17 protein-coding genes and 1 pseudogene are annotated in these 13,219 nt (G+C 52.5%); 11 read left to right on the top strand and 7 right to left on the bottom strand.

Annotation, left to right across the window (positions count from 1 at the left end):
* Positions 1-232: 232 nt before the first annotated feature.
* Positions 233-367, bottom strand: a complete 135-nt coding sequence (locus DBY86_RS14000) for a hypothetical protein (RefSeq protein ID WP_301001447.1) — start codon at positions 365-367, stop codon at positions 233-235.
* A 13-nt stretch (positions 368-380) separates the two neighbouring features.
* The gene (locus tag DBY86_RS09920) at positions 381-1,187 is read right to left on the bottom strand and encodes a cytochrome C assembly family protein (protein ID WP_013449598.1); all 807 of its coding nucleotides are present in this window, start codon (positions 1,185-1,187) and stop codon (positions 381-383) included.
* Positions 1,188-1,406: 219 nt separating this feature from the next.
* Here DBY86_RS09920 and ffh point away from each other — a divergent pair, with 219 nt between their 5' ends.
* The 4 genes from ffh to DBY86_RS09900 all read left to right on the top strand — a co-directional run bounded on the left by ffh (position 1,407) and on the right by DBY86_RS09900 (position 4,172).
* Positions 1,407-2,777, top strand: a complete 1,371-nt coding sequence (gene ffh / locus DBY86_RS09915) for a signal recognition particle protein (protein WP_107819845.1) — start codon at positions 1,407-1,409, stop codon at positions 2,775-2,777.
* A 13-nt stretch (positions 2,778-2,790) separates the two neighbouring features.
* Positions 2,791-2,979 carry a hypothetical protein gene (locus DBY86_RS09910; RefSeq protein WP_107819844.1) on the top strand — a complete coding sequence of 63 codons (189 nt, stop codon included), beginning with the start codon at positions 2,791-2,793 and terminating at the stop codon, positions 2,977-2,979.
* 143 nt (positions 2,980-3,122) lie between these two features.
* Positions 3,123-3,467 carry a hypothetical protein gene (locus tag DBY86_RS09905; protein WP_107819843.1) on the top strand — a complete coding sequence of 115 codons (345 nt, stop codon included), beginning with the start codon at positions 3,123-3,125 and terminating at the stop codon, positions 3,465-3,467.
* Between the two features lie 249 nt (positions 3,468-3,716).
* Entirely contained in the window at positions 3,717-4,172 is a 456-nt protein-coding gene (locus DBY86_RS09900) for a four-helix bundle copper-binding protein (protein WP_107819842.1), read from the top strand.
* Positions 4,173-4,226: 54 nt separating this feature from the next.
* On the opposite strand, the gene DBY86_RS09895 is transcribed toward DBY86_RS09900, so the two are convergent.
* Both DBY86_RS09895 and DBY86_RS09890 read right to left on the bottom strand, forming a co-directional pair.
* Entirely contained in the window at positions 4,227-4,832 is a 606-nt protein-coding gene (locus tag DBY86_RS09895; protein ID WP_107819841.1) for a nitroreductase family protein, read from the bottom strand.
* 49 nt (positions 4,833-4,881) lie between these two features.
* The gene (locus DBY86_RS09890) at positions 4,882-5,280 is read right to left on the bottom strand and encodes a DoxX family protein (RefSeq protein ID WP_107819840.1); all 399 of its coding nucleotides are present in this window, start codon (positions 5,278-5,280) and stop codon (positions 4,882-4,884) included.
* A gap of 107 nt (positions 5,281-5,387) precedes the next feature.
* Between DBY86_RS09890 and DBY86_RS09885 the strand changes: the two genes are divergently transcribed.
* Together DBY86_RS09885 and DBY86_RS09880 are read left to right on the top strand one after the other, a co-directional pair.
* Positions 5,388-6,299 (top strand): LysR family transcriptional regulator, encoded by a 912-nt coding sequence (locus DBY86_RS09885; protein ID WP_107819839.1) that lies wholly within the window; start codon positions 5,388-5,390, stop codon positions 6,297-6,299.
* Positions 6,289-7,590, top strand: a complete 1,302-nt coding sequence (locus tag DBY86_RS09880) for a cryptochrome/photolyase family protein (RefSeq protein ID WP_107819838.1) — start codon at positions 6,289-6,291, stop codon at positions 7,588-7,590. The genes DBY86_RS09885 and DBY86_RS09880 overlap by 11 nt, the downstream gene beginning before the upstream one ends.
* A gap of 67 nt (positions 7,591-7,657) precedes the next feature.
* Here the strand turns inward: DBY86_RS09880 and DBY86_RS13415 are convergent, their stop codons facing one another.
* The 3 genes from DBY86_RS13415 to DBY86_RS09870 form a co-directional block, all read right to left on the bottom strand.
* The gene (locus DBY86_RS13415) at positions 7,658-7,855 is read right to left on the bottom strand and encodes a hypothetical protein (protein WP_199901088.1); all 198 of its coding nucleotides are present in this window, start codon (positions 7,853-7,855) and stop codon (positions 7,658-7,660) included.
* Between the two features lie 218 nt (positions 7,856-8,073).
* Positions 8,074-8,364 (bottom strand): DUF2750 domain-containing protein, encoded by a 291-nt coding sequence (locus DBY86_RS09875; protein WP_234403433.1) that lies wholly within the window; start codon positions 8,362-8,364, stop codon positions 8,074-8,076.
* Between the two features lie 110 nt (positions 8,365-8,474).
* The gene (locus DBY86_RS09870) at positions 8,475-8,879 is read right to left on the bottom strand and encodes a helix-turn-helix domain-containing protein (RefSeq protein ID WP_025458307.1); all 405 of its coding nucleotides are present in this window, start codon (positions 8,877-8,879) and stop codon (positions 8,475-8,477) included.
* A gap of 125 nt (positions 8,880-9,004) precedes the next feature.
* Between DBY86_RS09870 and DBY86_RS09865 the strand changes: the two genes are divergently transcribed.
* The 5 genes and pseudogenes from DBY86_RS09865 to dinG all read left to right on the top strand — a co-directional run bounded on the left by DBY86_RS09865 (position 9,005) and on the right by dinG (position 13,209).
* Positions 9,005-9,604 (top strand): hypothetical protein, encoded by a 600-nt coding sequence (locus DBY86_RS09865; RefSeq protein ID WP_003708220.1) that lies wholly within the window; start codon positions 9,005-9,007, stop codon positions 9,602-9,604.
* Between the two features lie 8 nt (positions 9,605-9,612).
* Positions 9,613-10,344, top strand: coding sequence for a hypothetical protein (locus tag DBY86_RS09860; protein WP_003708219.1), 732 nt, complete (start codon positions 9,613-9,615; stop codon positions 10,342-10,344).
* 135 nt (positions 10,345-10,479) lie between these two features.
* A pseudogene (locus DBY86_RS09855) lies at positions 10,480-10,650 on the top strand (IS5/IS1182 family transposase); the annotation flags it as partial.
* Between the two features lie 77 nt (positions 10,651-10,727).
* Positions 10,728-11,030, top strand: a complete 303-nt coding sequence (locus tag DBY86_RS09850; protein ID WP_003708217.1) for a hypothetical protein — start codon at positions 10,728-10,730, stop codon at positions 11,028-11,030.
* A gap of 28 nt (positions 11,031-11,058) precedes the next feature.
* Complete coding sequence (gene dinG / locus DBY86_RS09845; protein WP_107819837.1) at positions 11,059-13,209, top strand: ATP-dependent DNA helicase DinG; 2,151 nt, start codon at positions 11,059-11,061, stop codon at positions 13,207-13,209.
* The last annotated feature ends 10 nt before the right edge of the window (positions 13,210-13,219 follow it).

Raw genomic sequence — 13,219 nt, 5'->3', positions numbered from 1 at the left:
TTAACTTCTGGTCTGCTTCAAAGAAACCGACAGGACAATGTTTAAAACATTATCTTGTCTGTCTTTTAAACAGTGTGAGGCTCAAGGCACTCACACTTATCGGTAATCTGTTTTGTTAAAGAGCGTTTGAACTACTTCATCACCGCCGTTTCGTCAGCAGCGAAGACGCGAACTATACGCTTGAAGACGTATACGGTCAATACTTTCAGCGGGATTTTTTTGGGGAAATTCGTCATATCCCTGTCGGATAAGGGTTTTTATTTCCGCCAAACGCTGTGCCACCTCCAATAATCCCTTCCTCCCCCCCTCCTCCGACTGGTGCGCCTTTGTGAATATGCCGTCTGAAACTCGGGGCTTCAGACGGCATCTGTTGACTCTTCTTATCTTTTCAGAATGATTTCCAATACGAACTTGCTGCCCATATAGGCAATCATAAGGCTGACAAATCCGATGATGGTCCACACGGCGGCTTTTTTGCCGCGCCATGCGGTCATGCTGTGCTTGAGCAGCAGTCCGCCGTAAATCAGCCATGACAATATGCCGAATACGGTTTTATGTGTAAAGGTCATGGGTTTGCCGAATACGGCTTCGGCAAAAAATGTTCCGCTGACGACGGAATAGGTCAGCAGGATGAAACCTGCCCACATGGCCTGGAACATGAGTTTTTCCAAACTGAGCAGCGACGGCAGGAATCCTGCGAGCTTGGAGAAGTTCCTGCGGTGCAGGCTCCGATTCAGCAGCAGGGTCAAAACGGACAATAATGTTGCGATGCCGAACAGCCCGTATGCGAGCAGCGAAGTTCCGATATGCAGCATAAAGGGAAGGTCGGTAATTTCATATCCCGAGAATTTTCCAGGAAAAACCAAACCTGACAGCAGCATCAGTGCAGCGCAAGGATACAGCAGCAACTGCACTCCGCGCAGCGGATAAAAGAAGCTGCCGGCAAAATAAATAAACAGCATCATCCAAACAATCAGGCTGCCGGAATACCCGAAGCCCATAATGATGATTTTGTCTTGAATGACCGGCATCAGCAGTGCCGCGCCGTGGACGGTCAATGCCGCGCCCAAAACCGGCAATTCCGTCTTCCACGGGTAATCCCGGCCGCGCCCCTGCTGTTGGCAGTGCCATGCAAATGCACCCAATCCTGCGTAAACCGCCGTCAAAAAGATGAAAACTGTCGGCATGGTGGACTTTCTCTATCTATACTGTTGCGCCGTATGCGGCCGCTTATGAAATATTGGAACTTTTAACGTTGGAATTGTAAAATCCCCGTTTCGGGCAAGCCTTGACGGATTTGCCGATATGCTGTCCGGCACACAAGCCGCATCAAATTATTTTGATTTTATTTTAACAAAGAATGCCCCTGATGGGGCAAGCTATTCTTATTCAGACCAAGGACCAGTATGTTAGACAATTTAACCAGCCGCTTCAGCAATGTCCTCAAAAACATCCGCGGGCAGGCCAAACTGACCGAAGACAATATTAAAGAAGCCTTGCGCGAAGTCCGCCTCGCCCTGCTTGAGGCGGATGTCGCTCTGCCTGTCGTCAAAGAGTTCGTCAACAACGTCAAAGAACAGGCCCTCGGTCAGGAAGTGGCGGGCAGCCTGACGCCGGATCAGGCATTTATCGGCGTGGTAAACAAAGCCCTGACCGAACTGATGGGCAGGGAAAACAAAACGCTGGATTTGTCGGTTGCGCCGCCCGCCGTCGTGTTGATGGCCGGTTTACAGGGTGCCGGTAAGACAACAACCGTCGGCAAACTCGCCCGCCTGCTGAAAAACGATCAGAAGAAAAAAGTCTTGGTGGTATCCGCCGACGTTTACCGCCCTGCCGCGATTGAACAACTGCGCCTGTTGGCCGAACAGGTCGGCGTGGACTTTTTTCCATCCGATACCAACCAAAAACCGGTTGAGATTGCAACTGCCGCCGTCGATTACGCCAAAAAACATTTTTACGATGTCTTGATGGTCGATACCGCAGGCCGTTTGGCAATCGATGAAGAGATGATGAACGAAATCAAAGACCTTCACGCGGCGGTCAGCCCGGTGGAAACTTTGTTCGTCATCGATGCGATGCTGGGTCAGGATGCTGTGAACACTGCTCAGGCATTTAATGAAGCCCTGCCGCTGACCGGTGTCGTATTGACCAAGATGGACGGCGACTCACGCGGTGGTGCGGCATTGTCCGTACGCCATGTGACCGGCAAACCGATTAAATTTATCGGTGTCGGCGAAAAAATCAACGGCCTCGAACCTTTCCACCCCGACCGTCTTGCCAGCCGTATCCTCGGTATGGGCGACGTATTGACCCTGATTGAAGACGTTCAAAAAGGTATTGATGAAGAAGCCGCCGCCAAAATGGCGAAAAAGCTGCAAAAAGGCAAAGGCTTCGACCTCAATGATTTTAAAGAACAAATCCAGCAAATGCGCAATATGGGCGGCTTGGAAAACCTGATGTCGAAAATGCCGGGCGAACTGGGTCAAATATCGAAACAAATCCCCGAAGGTACGGCTGAAAAAGCGATGGGCAAAGTAGAAGCCATCATCAACTCAATGACTCCAAAAGAACGCGCCAACCCCGCCCTGCTCAAGGCCAGCCGCAAACGCCGTATTGCGATGGGTGCGGGCACGACCGTGCAGGAAGTGAACAAATTGCTCAAACAGTTTGAACAAATGCAGCAGATGATGAAGATGTTCAGCGGGAAAGGCTTGGGCAACCTGATGCGTATGGCGAAGGGGATGAGGGGGATGAAAGGAATGTTCCCGGGTTTGTAAGATTTGAAAACGGATGCCGTCTGAACCGATTTCAGACGGCTTTTTGTCTGTTACTATGTCTGCGCATTATTTCAAAACAGTAAGAACCTTTATAGGAACCAATCCATCGGTTAGATTTACTCCTAAAGGTAAAGCAATTATCAGGGGCAAAATGGAATCCAAATTATTCATGATATTGAAGGAAATTATTTTAGAATTTTAGATACTAAAATATCTGGAAACGACCTTATTTAGATTTGAATGGTAATATACCAAATAATAAAATTAATGCGGATGGTAATCAGCAGGGGCGCACTCAAGCTGAATATAATGAAGTAACACATTTTAAGATGAGGAGCCATTGACATGAAACAGATAATAGTCCCGTTAAGTGCTGAAGCTATGAAAAAATTAGATTACGATCAAGCTGATGATAATGAACTATATGTATTTAAACTTTCAGAACAAGAGGTTAATTTGTTATTTGAGAAAAATTTCTTCGATGAAATAAATGAGATAATAGATACATATATAGATGATTATGAGGATGAAAAAATAATTGATTTAAGAAAATTAATTATTCTAAAAAATTTTTTACAAGATAATTCCCATCGGGCATTGACAGATATTCCTCCTAGAATATATCAAAATATTTTATTTCTAACTCAGCTGGCTATTTCCAAACAGACAGGTTTATTTTTCTTTTTTTAAATAACAAGCGTATTTGGAAATGCAAACCATAGCCCATATGAAATCTAACTCAACAAGCAGTATGTGTGCAGAACGCGCACATATTGACGCGCCTTTTCTTAAATTTCCGAATAGCCGAACCTGCCTGCCCGTGTGACAATCCCGCACCGGCAAAATCAGCCGGTTGTTCAAAAAAGCCCCACGGTCGGGGCAGTATGCGGGGGAGTGCCTTGTGCCTGCCCCACTTTCTTAAACCATAAAGGAAACATTATGAACCGTCGTCAATTTTTGGGCAGTGCCGCTGCCGTCTCCCTGGCTTCCGCCGCCTCTTTCGCGCGTGCGCACGGACACGCCGACCACCACCATCATCACGATATGCAGCCTGCCGCCGCATCCGCCTACACCGCCGTCCGCCAAACTGCCGCACACTGTCTGGATGCCGGACAGGTTTGCCTGACCCACTGCCTGTCCCTGCTCACTCAGGGCGACACGTCTATGGCCGATTGCGCGGTTGCCGTGCGCCAGATGCTTGCCTTATGCGGCGCGGTGCACGACCTTGCCGCACAAAATTCCCCTCTGACACGCGACGCGGCAAAAGTATGCCTCGATGCGTGCAAACAATGTGCCAAAGCCTGTAAAGAACACGCCGCCCACCATATGGAATGCAAAGCCTGTTACGAGTCCTGCCTCGACTGTATCAAAGAATGCGAAAAACTCGCCGCCTGATACTGAAAAATGCCGTCTGAACAGGGTTCAGACGGCATTTTTTTGACCGCGAAATTATGCGCCGAACACTTTCAAACGTTCTGCAACGGGTTGGAACGTTTTTTCTCCGGCGGGCGCACCGATTCCCCCGACGACCATTTGCGCGCGCAACAGCCAGTTTTCGGGGATATTCCACGCTTCGGCAATCACCGCATCGGGCAGCGGATTATAGTGTTGCAGGTTTGCGCCTGCTCCGGCGGCGGCAAGCGTCGTCCAAACGGCATACTGCACCATCGCGTTCGCCTGATCCGCCCAAACGGGAAAATTGGCGGCATAAGCAGGGAACTGCTCCTGCAAACCTTTGACGACATTTTGATCTTCATAAAACAAAATAGTTGCCGCACCCGCCTTAAACCGCTTCAATTTTTGCGCGGTCGGTTCAAAACTGTCGGCAGGCACGACGGCACGCAGCGCGTCTTCGACAAATTGCCACACTTTGTCGTGCTCTTCGCCAAACAGCACGACTACACGGGCAGATTGGGAATTGAACGAAGAAGGTGTGTGCAAAACGGCGTGTTCGACGATTTGGACGATTTCATCTTTGCCGACGGGCAGGTTTTTATTTAGCGAATAAACGGAACGGCGGCTTTCCGCAGCCTGTTGCAGAGATTGGCGGCTCATTTCTTTTCCTTCCAAAAACATTCGTAAAATACGCTTCAGACGGCACGGTTCAGGCTTTACGCTTGAAAAACAGCCTGTCCAGCGACCACGCGCCGCCGCCCGCTGCCGCGATATAGAGGAATACGAAGCAGAACAGCACTGCGGACTCACCGCCGTTGGCAATCGGGAACAAAGCATTGCCGGAAGCGTGCGCCATAAAATAGGCAACCGCCATCTGGCCGGACAAAACAAACGCGGCAAGGCGCGTAAACAAGCCCAACACCAGCAAAATGCCGCCGACAATTTCTAAAATACCGGCAAGCAGCATCAACCCTTCGGGCGAACCGCTGCCCATTTCAACGGGGAAGGCGAAGAATTTCGACGTACCGTGCAACAAAAACAGGTAGGCGGTTACGATACGCAAAACAGAAAGCAGAACAGGTTGGATACGGTTGCAGCAATTGGACATAAAAGCTCCTTCGATATTTGTCTTCATTTCAGACGGCAGAGTATAGATGTTTCCCCTTTTCAAATATATACTGCTTTTATTGATACAACTTTTCCACACAAGAAAATATGGACACACTGTTCAGCCTCAAAGTTTTCCGCCAAGTCGTCCAAAGCGGCGGCTTCACCCGCGCCGCCGACGCGCTCGGCATCTCCACCGCAATGGCAAGCAAACACGTCAGCCACTTGGAAAACACCGTCCAAGCCAAACTCCTGCACCGCAACAGCCGCAACCTCAGCCTGACCGAAGCGGGGGAAGAATACTACCGGCAATGCAGTTACGCGCTCGACACGCTCGACGATGCCGCGCAAAAAGCCTCCGGGGGGACGGAAAAACCGCAGGGGCTGCTGCGCGTAACGATGCCGCTGTGGTTTGCCGGCAGCCTGATATGCAACTGGCTGGCGGAATACCGCGAACGTTATCCCGAAGTAACATTAGAACTGATTTTGGACAACCGCCACGTCGATTTGATTGCCGAAGGCGTGGATTTGGCGTTGCGCGTTTCCCGAACCATGTCCCCTTCGCTCATCGCGCGCCCGCTGGCGGAAATCGAATTTGCCCTGTTTGCCTCGCCCGACTTCCTGATGCGCAACGGCGTACCGGAAACACCGGAAGAAGTGATGAGGCTGCCCGCCGTCCTGCCGACCTACACCAACCGGCAGCAACCCGACCTCACCCGCAAATCGGACGGAAGGAAATACCGGCTTGAGCTGAACCCCGTCATCCGTACCGACAATACGCTGATGATGCGCGAAATGATTAAGGCGGGCGCGTGCATCGGTTATCAGCCGTTTTGGGCGGTGGAACACGATTTGCGTTGCGGCTCGCTGGTGAGGCTGCTGCCCGAATACGCCACCCCGACCGTCCGACTGAACGCCGTTTATGCGGACAGGGCGTTTTTGAGTGCGAAAGTCCGCAGCTTCATCGATTTTCTGAACGAAAAAATCGCAAGCAGGAAAGGCTGCCGCAATGCCGTCTGAAGCCGCCCGCGCCCTTTATGCGGACACGCGCGCCGCGCACACGCTCGTCTGGTTCCGGCAAAACCTCCGCATCCGCGACAACGCCGCCTTATGCGCCGCCGTTGCCGAAGGTTCGCCCGTTATCGGTATTTGGATTGACGATGCCGAAACAGACAACCCTCGCCGCGCCGCGTTCTACCGCCAATCCGCTGCCGAACTCGCCCAAGTGCTCGCAGGGCGCGGCATCCCGCTCTACACGGCGGCATCGCCTGCCGGGCTTGTCCGGCTCGCCGTCCGCCTCAATATCCGCGCCGTCATCGCCGACGCATCCCATACTTTTGCCGACAAACTCGCCGACAACGCCCTTTGGCACGAATTGGACAAACACGGCATCGCGTTAACCTTCATCAACGACCGTTCCGTTTTCGGCAAAACCGACCTGATACCCGACAACGGTACGGCACACACCGATTTCAACCGCTACCGCGAAGTATGGCTCGACCGCTTTTCCAAGCAGCCCCCCGCCGGTCCGGATCTATTCGCGGCATACCGCCAACCCTTCCCCGAAAACCTTTCCGCCCCGCCGCCTGCCGCGCTTTCAGACGGCATCTTCCTGCCGCAAAACGGCGGCGAAACGGCGGCTTGGCGGCAGTGGCGGCGGTTTCTCGAACAGGCGGATTCCTACTCCGTCTTAAAGGATTTCCCCTCGCGCAAAAACACTTCGCTGATGGGCGCGTATTTGAGTGCCGGCTGCATCTCGCCGCGCCTGCTCGCGCGGGAAAGCCTCGAACGCCGTCTGAACTCGTGGGCGGACAACATCATCCGCCGCGATTTTTTCCTTCAACTTGCCTTGCAGCACGCGGATGACGACCCTTCAGACGGCAATCCGGAACACACCCTGCGCCTGACGCTTTGGCAGCAGGGCCGGACCGGCATTCCGATTATCGATGCCGCGATGCGCTGTTTGCACAAAACCGGCAGCCTCCACCCCGCCCTGAGACGCTTGAGCGCGGACTTTTTCTGCCACGTTTTAAACCTCCCCCACCGCGAAGGCGAGATATGGTTTGCCCGACAGCTGACCGATTTCGATGCAGCAATCAACCAAGGCAACTGGCGGCTTGCCGCCTCACGGCACACCTACCCCGACATTGCCGCCGCTGCACACAAAACCGACCCCGACGGCACCTTTGTCAGACGGCACATCCCCGAGCTTGCCCACCTGCCGGCGGCAGTCATCCATACCCCGTGGCGCGCCGCCGGCAGCATCGACACCCACGGCTATCCCGCCCATCCTGTCGCCGGTATTCCCTAAGCGGTACGGCAACCTAAAACAAATGCCGTCTGAACTTCCGTTTCAGACGGCATTGTGTCCGAATGACTCAATATCTTCCGCTTTTTTCACTTTCAATAATCAGATATGCCCAAATCACCGCCACCCAAGCCGACACCGTTCCCATCGCCAGCAAAAAATAGAAATCGATGACGAAGGACAAGTCAGCGACACCAGCGCGGCAAACGCCGTGACCATGCTGATAGCAAAGAGTTTTTCCGACAGCTTTTCCAAAGGCTTCGCCCACCGCACCGACACGGCAGGTCGTGCGGCGCGGGCTTGGCGGTTTTTCGTTTTGCGTTTGTTCACGGGCTGTCTCCGCTGTTTGAGGCCGTCTGAAAACCTTGGGATATGGTTTTCAGACGGCCTTTTGCTGTTTGCCTTACAGATACGGCAAATCAAACGCTTCGCCGTAGCTTTCGGCCAGAATGGTGTTGATGCGGGCGGCAAATTCAACGGCGGGCATCACGACGCTGTCAGGACGGGCGGCCACGGAACGCTGTCCTGCAAAAATTCTTCCAACTCGAATTCCCACACCGATTCGCCCTCGGATTTCACCATTTCGGCAAATTCCTGCTCCGGCCACACGGGCAGGAAAGTTGCCCCACCATCGTCCACCCAGAAACGGCATTCGCCTTCGTCGTCGGCCAACACATACAGCGTTTCCGCCTCGGCGATGTTTTTCAGTGCGTGCAGGCAGCGTTTGTCGGCCGGCGGGTTGAGGATGTTGTCTATGGCCTGTTGCGGGTAGCTCATGGTTTTCCTTTAAACGGTTTTACGCGTCAATGTTCTGCGCGATCAGGGCGTTGTTTTCGATGAAGGCGCGGCGGGGTTCGACTTCGTCGCCCATCAAAACCGCCGGTTTCCTATCCGCGCCCGATTGTTCTAATCAGTTCGTTCAGACTGTCAAGCTGCTGCTTTTGCCAAGTAATCAGTTTTTCTTTTTCCATCAATATAGCCTGCAAATAGCCGTTTTGCTGCTTCAACTTTTCGATTTCGATCACATACTGCTCCTGCGATGCGTAATAGTTGGCGGAGTTGGTGCTGTTTTCCATATTCAGAAACACCAGATTTTTCTCAACCGTGAGCAGATCCACCACGTCCATGCCCAACACATCGGCGATTTTTTCCAGCTTGTCCATCTGCAAACCCACCTCCCCGCGCTCGATTTTGGCATAGCCGTTTACCGACATCTGAAGCTGCTCGGCCATGTTTTCCTGCGAGAAGTTTTTCAGCTCCCGGATTTTGCGGATTTTTTCGTGAACTTTCATCAATAACCTTCCTTCTGCGTGGGGCTAAGCAATATTGGTGGTGGGTGTTATGTAAATTGTTGTGAGTTTAACATAATACGCTTTGTACCTATATAGAAGATTTTTGCTTACAGGAGTTTATTTAAATGAATAAACTATTGCTTTTCTGCATGATTCCAGTGCTGGCTGCTTGTCAATCGGTACAGCCTTATGTTGATGCTTATCTGAATGACCTTAACCAAAAACTGCAACAGAATATTGAAGGGTTGCAGACTGAATCTGCTTCAAACACTGAGCCGAAAAACACTGAGCCGGAGATTGTAAAAGATGAAGCGAATGCTTTGCCAGAAAAGGTATCTCACAAAAAATCAGGTGGTTCGGCTGAGCTTAATCCGTCGGATATTGCGAAACTGATAGCCGACAACCGGCTGCCTAAAGCCAAAAGTATGTGGAAACTGCTTCCTGAGTGCCGCAAGCAATTTAGCTTGCAATATTCTCTTTTGGAGAAAGATGGTAGACCTGAGAGAAAAAATATATTAATGAATTGGTTATTGATTGCAGACGAACTACACAGGAGCAAACAAAATAACGGGTTGATAGATACATTTACAGCACAAAAATTGGAGAACGTTTGCAAGAAGACAAATGTTACTTTGGTTGACACGGCTGCAAAGCAATTTGGATTAAATCTAAGTCAGATAAGGAAAATGCAGAATCGTTCTGAGTTTATTGACGTTAAATTTTAGGAGTAAACATGGATATCAAACAAAACTATGACTGGCTGCGCGACTTTCACGGCTGCGACGGCGGCGACATCGGATCGCCCGAGAAACCGTCTGTGTGGGTATGCGGCATCGAATGGGGCGGCGGGCACACCGTTGAAAACCTGCGGCAGATTGCGGCAGAGCCGTACACGGGCGACACGGAGTTCGGTTATGGAGACTGGCAGGAATGCGTTGCCTATCCTTACAACATCAGCGTCTGCAAACTGTTGTGCGCCTTAAACGGCGGGCAGGTAGAGAATTACCGCCGCTTTGCCGAAGAAGTGCAGCCGTTTGTACACAAAGCGGATTCGGGCTATTTCAAAATGAACCTGTATCCGATTGCGTTTAAAAACACTGATGCCAGCCTTTGGCAGCAGGAGTTTTCCGAGATTACGGGTTTTGCCGACAAGCAGGAATACGTCAATTTCTGCAACAAATACCGCTTTGCCCAAATGAACCAATGGGCGGAACAATACCGCCCGCGCCTGATTATCGGATTCGGCACATCTTACGATAAGGAGTTTAACGTTGCGTTTTCAGACGGCCTTTCAGGTTTTCGTCAGGAAGAAATCGTCGGAAAAAAATTAAAATGGAAGCGCAATCAAAACGACACATTGCTGGCAGTATTGCCGTTCCCGAGCGGTTCTCACGGTTTGAACAGTAACGAATCTTTGCAGAAATTCGGCGAAAGACTGGCGGAGTTGCTGGTCGGCAGGGAGTAAAACAGCATTTAATAGTTGGGGCAGGTTTCACAGCAAGCATAGTTTGGGTTGCCAAAACCAACAGATAGCATGAGACCTTTGCAAAATCCCCCCGAAATTCCCTAAATTCCCACCAAGACATTTAGGGGATTTCTCATGAGCACCTTCTTCCGGCAAACCGCCCAAGCCATGATTGCCAAACACATCGACCGCTTCCCACTATTGAAGTTGGATCAGGTGATTGATTGGCAGCCGATCAAGCAGTACCTGAATAGCCAAAGAACCCGTTACCTTAGAGGCCATCGCAGCCGTCCCGCTTATCCTGTCGCCGGTATTCCCTAAGCGGCACGGCAACCTAAAACAAATGCCGTCTGAACTTCCGTTTCAGACGGCATTGTGTCCGAATGACTCAATATCTTCCGTTTTTTTCACTTTCAATAATCAGGTATGCCCAAATCACCGCCACCCAAGCCGACACCGTTCCCATCGCCAGCAAAAAATGCTGCCAATCCGTCATCGGCGGCACAGGGCAACGGCCACATTCGATTTCCGCGCCGCCCAACAACCGGTACAGCAGCATATCCGCAATCCAAAGCAACAACGGGTATTTCAAACGCTGCAACCAAAAAACCAACCACGTCCGCACGATTCACCTCACCCCCATTCCGACAACGATATTGTACCGCTTCCGTGCAATGTTAAAATAAGCCCACTTCTACCGCCGTACAAAACGCTATGCTCACCGATTTAGAAAAAAACGCCATCCGCGACCATTACCAAAATATCGGCAAAAACCTGCCCGGTTTCCGTCCGCGTGCTTCGCAGCGGGAAATGATTGCGGCGGTTGCCAACGCTTTTTCGCGGACGTTGGCGCGTGAAGAAGGCGGCGAGCCGCCCAAGCGCGAGGGCGAGAGCATCGCCGTAATCGAAGGGCCGACCGGCGTGGGCAAATCGTTGGCCTATCTTTTGGCGGGCGGCATCATGGCGCAAACGCGCGGCAAGCAGCTGATTGTGAGCAGCGCAACGGTTGCCTTGCAGGAGCAGTTGGTGGACCGCGACCTGCCGTTTCTGGTCGAAAAAAGCGGTTTGGAGCTGAGCTTCGCGCTTGCCAAAGGGCGCGGCCGCTATCTCTGCCCCTACAAACTCTACCAACTGACGCAAAACAACGCCCAGCAAAACCTGACGGGTTTTGAAGCACCGGAAGTGTTGTGGGACAGCAAGCCCAAGCCCGAAGAATTGAAGCTGCTGCGCGACATCGCCGACGAATTTTCCGCCCGACGGTTCAACGGCGACCGCGACGCCTGGCCGGAAAAAATCGACGACGCGATTTGGCTCAAAGTGACCAACGACCGCCACGGCTGCCTCAAAGCCGCCTGTCCCAACCGCGCCGAATGCCCGTTTTACCTGGCACGCGATGTCTTGGAAACCGTCGATGTCGTCGTTGCCAACCACGACCTTCTGCTTGCCGACATCAGTATGGGCGGCGGCGTGATTCTGCCCGCGCCCGAAAACAGTTTCTATTGCATAGACGAAGCGCACCACCTGCCCAAAAAAGCCCTCAGCCGTTTTGCCGCCGAACATTCATGGAATATTGCCGTTTGGACGCTGGAAAAACTGCCGCAGCTGACCGGCAAAATTGCCGCGCTTACCGATAAAGCCGAACTTGCCAACCTTGCCGACGAAGCCGCCGCATCCTTGCTCGACAGCCTGCACGAATGGCAGTTCCATTTGGCGGAAGAGCCGTCTTTAAGTCTGGGGTCGTCTGAAAACGACAGACGAACCAACAGCGAACCGACTTGGCTGTGGGAAGACGGCAAAATCCCCGAAGGCCTCGAAACCACCGTTTCCAATACGGCCGTTGCCGCGCGCAGCCTGCTCAAACACGTTATCGGGCTGAACGATGCGCTTTCCGCCGCACGCCGCGAAAAAGAACAGGACGGCGCGCCCCTCGACCGCCTGACCGGCGAATTCGGCCTTTTTATTGCCCGTATCGAACAAATCAGCGCGGTTTGGGATTTGCTCTCCACCGTTCCCATTGAGGGCGAAGAGCCGTTGGCAAAATGGATAACCCGCCGTGCCGACGACAAAAACGACTACATTTTCAACGCCAGCCCCATCAGCAGCGCGTCCCACCTTGCCAACAGCCTGTGGCGGCGTGCGGCGGGTGCGGTGTTGACCTCCGCCACCCTGCAATCCTTGGGCAACTTTAACCTGATGCTGCGCCAAACCGGGCTGCAATGGCTGCCCGAAACCACCACCCTCGCCCTCAAAAGCCCCTTTGACTTTGAAAAACAGGGCGAACTCTACATCCCCCCCATATACGCCAGCCCCAAAGACCCCGAAGCCCACACCGCCGCCATCATCGAATGGCTGCCCAAGCTTATTTCGCCCACCGAAGCCATCGGCACACTCGTCCTGTTTTCCTCGCGCAAACAAATGCAGGATGTCGCCCTGCGCCTGCCCGGAGACTACCTGCCGCTCTTGCTCGTACAAGGCGAATTACCCAAAGCTGTCCTCCTGCAAAAACACCACCAGACCATAGAAGAAGGCAAAGCCAGCATCATCTTCGGACTCGACAGCTTTGCCGAAGGACTCGACCTGCCCGGCACCGCCTGCGTGCAAGTCATCATCGCCAAACTCCCCTTCGCCATGCCCGACAACCCCATCGAAAAAACCCAAAACCGCTGGATAGAACAGCGCGGCGGCAACCCCTTCATCGAAATCACCGTCCCCGAAGCCGGCATCAAACTCATCCAGGCCGTCGGCCGCCTCATCCGCACCGAACAAGACTACGGCCGTGTAACCATCCTCGACAACCGCGTCAAAACGCAGCGGTACGGCCAACAATTATTGGCCGGCCTGCCACCGTTTAAAAGGATAGGGTAAACATACTGCC

It is taken from the genome of Neisseria bergeri (assembly GCA_003044455.1).
Lineage (GTDB): Bacteria > Pseudomonadota > Gammaproteobacteria > Burkholderiales > Neisseriaceae > Neisseria > Neisseria bergeri.
The sequence above is the reverse complement of the archived record's forward strand: the minus strand, read 5'-3'. Positions and strand labels throughout refer to the sequence as shown.

Bases quoted from the DNA above. Each gene is read 5' to 3' on its own strand.
- DBY86_RS09875 (WP_234403433.1), bottom strand. From the start codon at position 8,364: ATGAGCTACCCGCAACAGGCCATAGACAACATCCTCAACCCGCCGGCC.
- DBY86_RS09870 (WP_025458307.1), bottom strand. From the start codon at position 8,879: ATGAAAGTTCACGAAAAAATCCGCAAAATCCGGGAGCTGAAAAACTTC.
- DBY86_RS14000 (WP_301001447.1), bottom strand. From the start codon at position 367: ATGCCGTCTGAAGCCCCGAGTTTCAGACGGCATATTCACAAAGGCGCA.
- DBY86_RS09885 (WP_107819839.1), top strand. From the start codon at position 5,388: ATGGACACACTGTTCAGCCTCAAAGTTTTCCGCCAAGTCGTCCAAAGC.
- DBY86_RS09880 (WP_107819838.1), top strand. From the start codon at position 6,289: ATGCCGTCTGAAGCCGCCCGCGCCCTTTATGCGGACACGCGCGCCGCG.
- DBY86_RS09920 (WP_013449598.1), bottom strand. From the start codon at position 1,187: ATGCCGACAGTTTTCATCTTTTTGACGGCGGTTTACGCAGGATTGGGT.
- DBY86_RS09910 (WP_107819844.1), top strand. From the start codon at position 2,791: ATGCCGTCTGAACCGATTTCAGACGGCTTTTTGTCTGTTACTATGTCT.
- DBY86_RS09860 (WP_003708219.1), top strand. From the start codon at position 9,613: ATGGATATCAAACAAAACTATGACTGGCTGCGCGACTTTCACGGCTGC.
- DBY86_RS09905 (WP_107819843.1), top strand. From the start codon at position 3,123: ATGAAACAGATAATAGTCCCGTTAAGTGCTGAAGCTATGAAAAAATTA.
- DBY86_RS09900 (WP_107819842.1), top strand. From the start codon at position 3,717: ATGAACCGTCGTCAATTTTTGGGCAGTGCCGCTGCCGTCTCCCTGGCT.
- DBY86_RS09865 (WP_003708220.1), top strand. From the start codon at position 9,005: ATGAATAAACTATTGCTTTTCTGCATGATTCCAGTGCTGGCTGCTTGT.
- DBY86_RS09890 (WP_107819840.1), bottom strand. From the start codon at position 5,280: ATGTCCAATTGCTGCAACCGTATCCAACCTGTTCTGCTTTCTGTTTTG.
- DBY86_RS09895 (WP_107819841.1), bottom strand. From the start codon at position 4,832: ATGAGCCGCCAATCTCTGCAACAGGCTGCGGAAAGCCGCCGTTCCGTT.
- dinG (WP_107819837.1), top strand. From the start codon at position 11,059: ATGCTCACCGATTTAGAAAAAAACGCCATCCGCGACCATTACCAAAAT.
- DBY86_RS09850 (WP_003708217.1), top strand. From the start codon at position 10,728: ATGACTCAATATCTTCCGTTTTTTTCACTTTCAATAATCAGGTATGCC.
- ffh (WP_107819845.1), top strand. From the start codon at position 1,407: ATGTTAGACAATTTAACCAGCCGCTTCAGCAATGTCCTCAAAAACATC.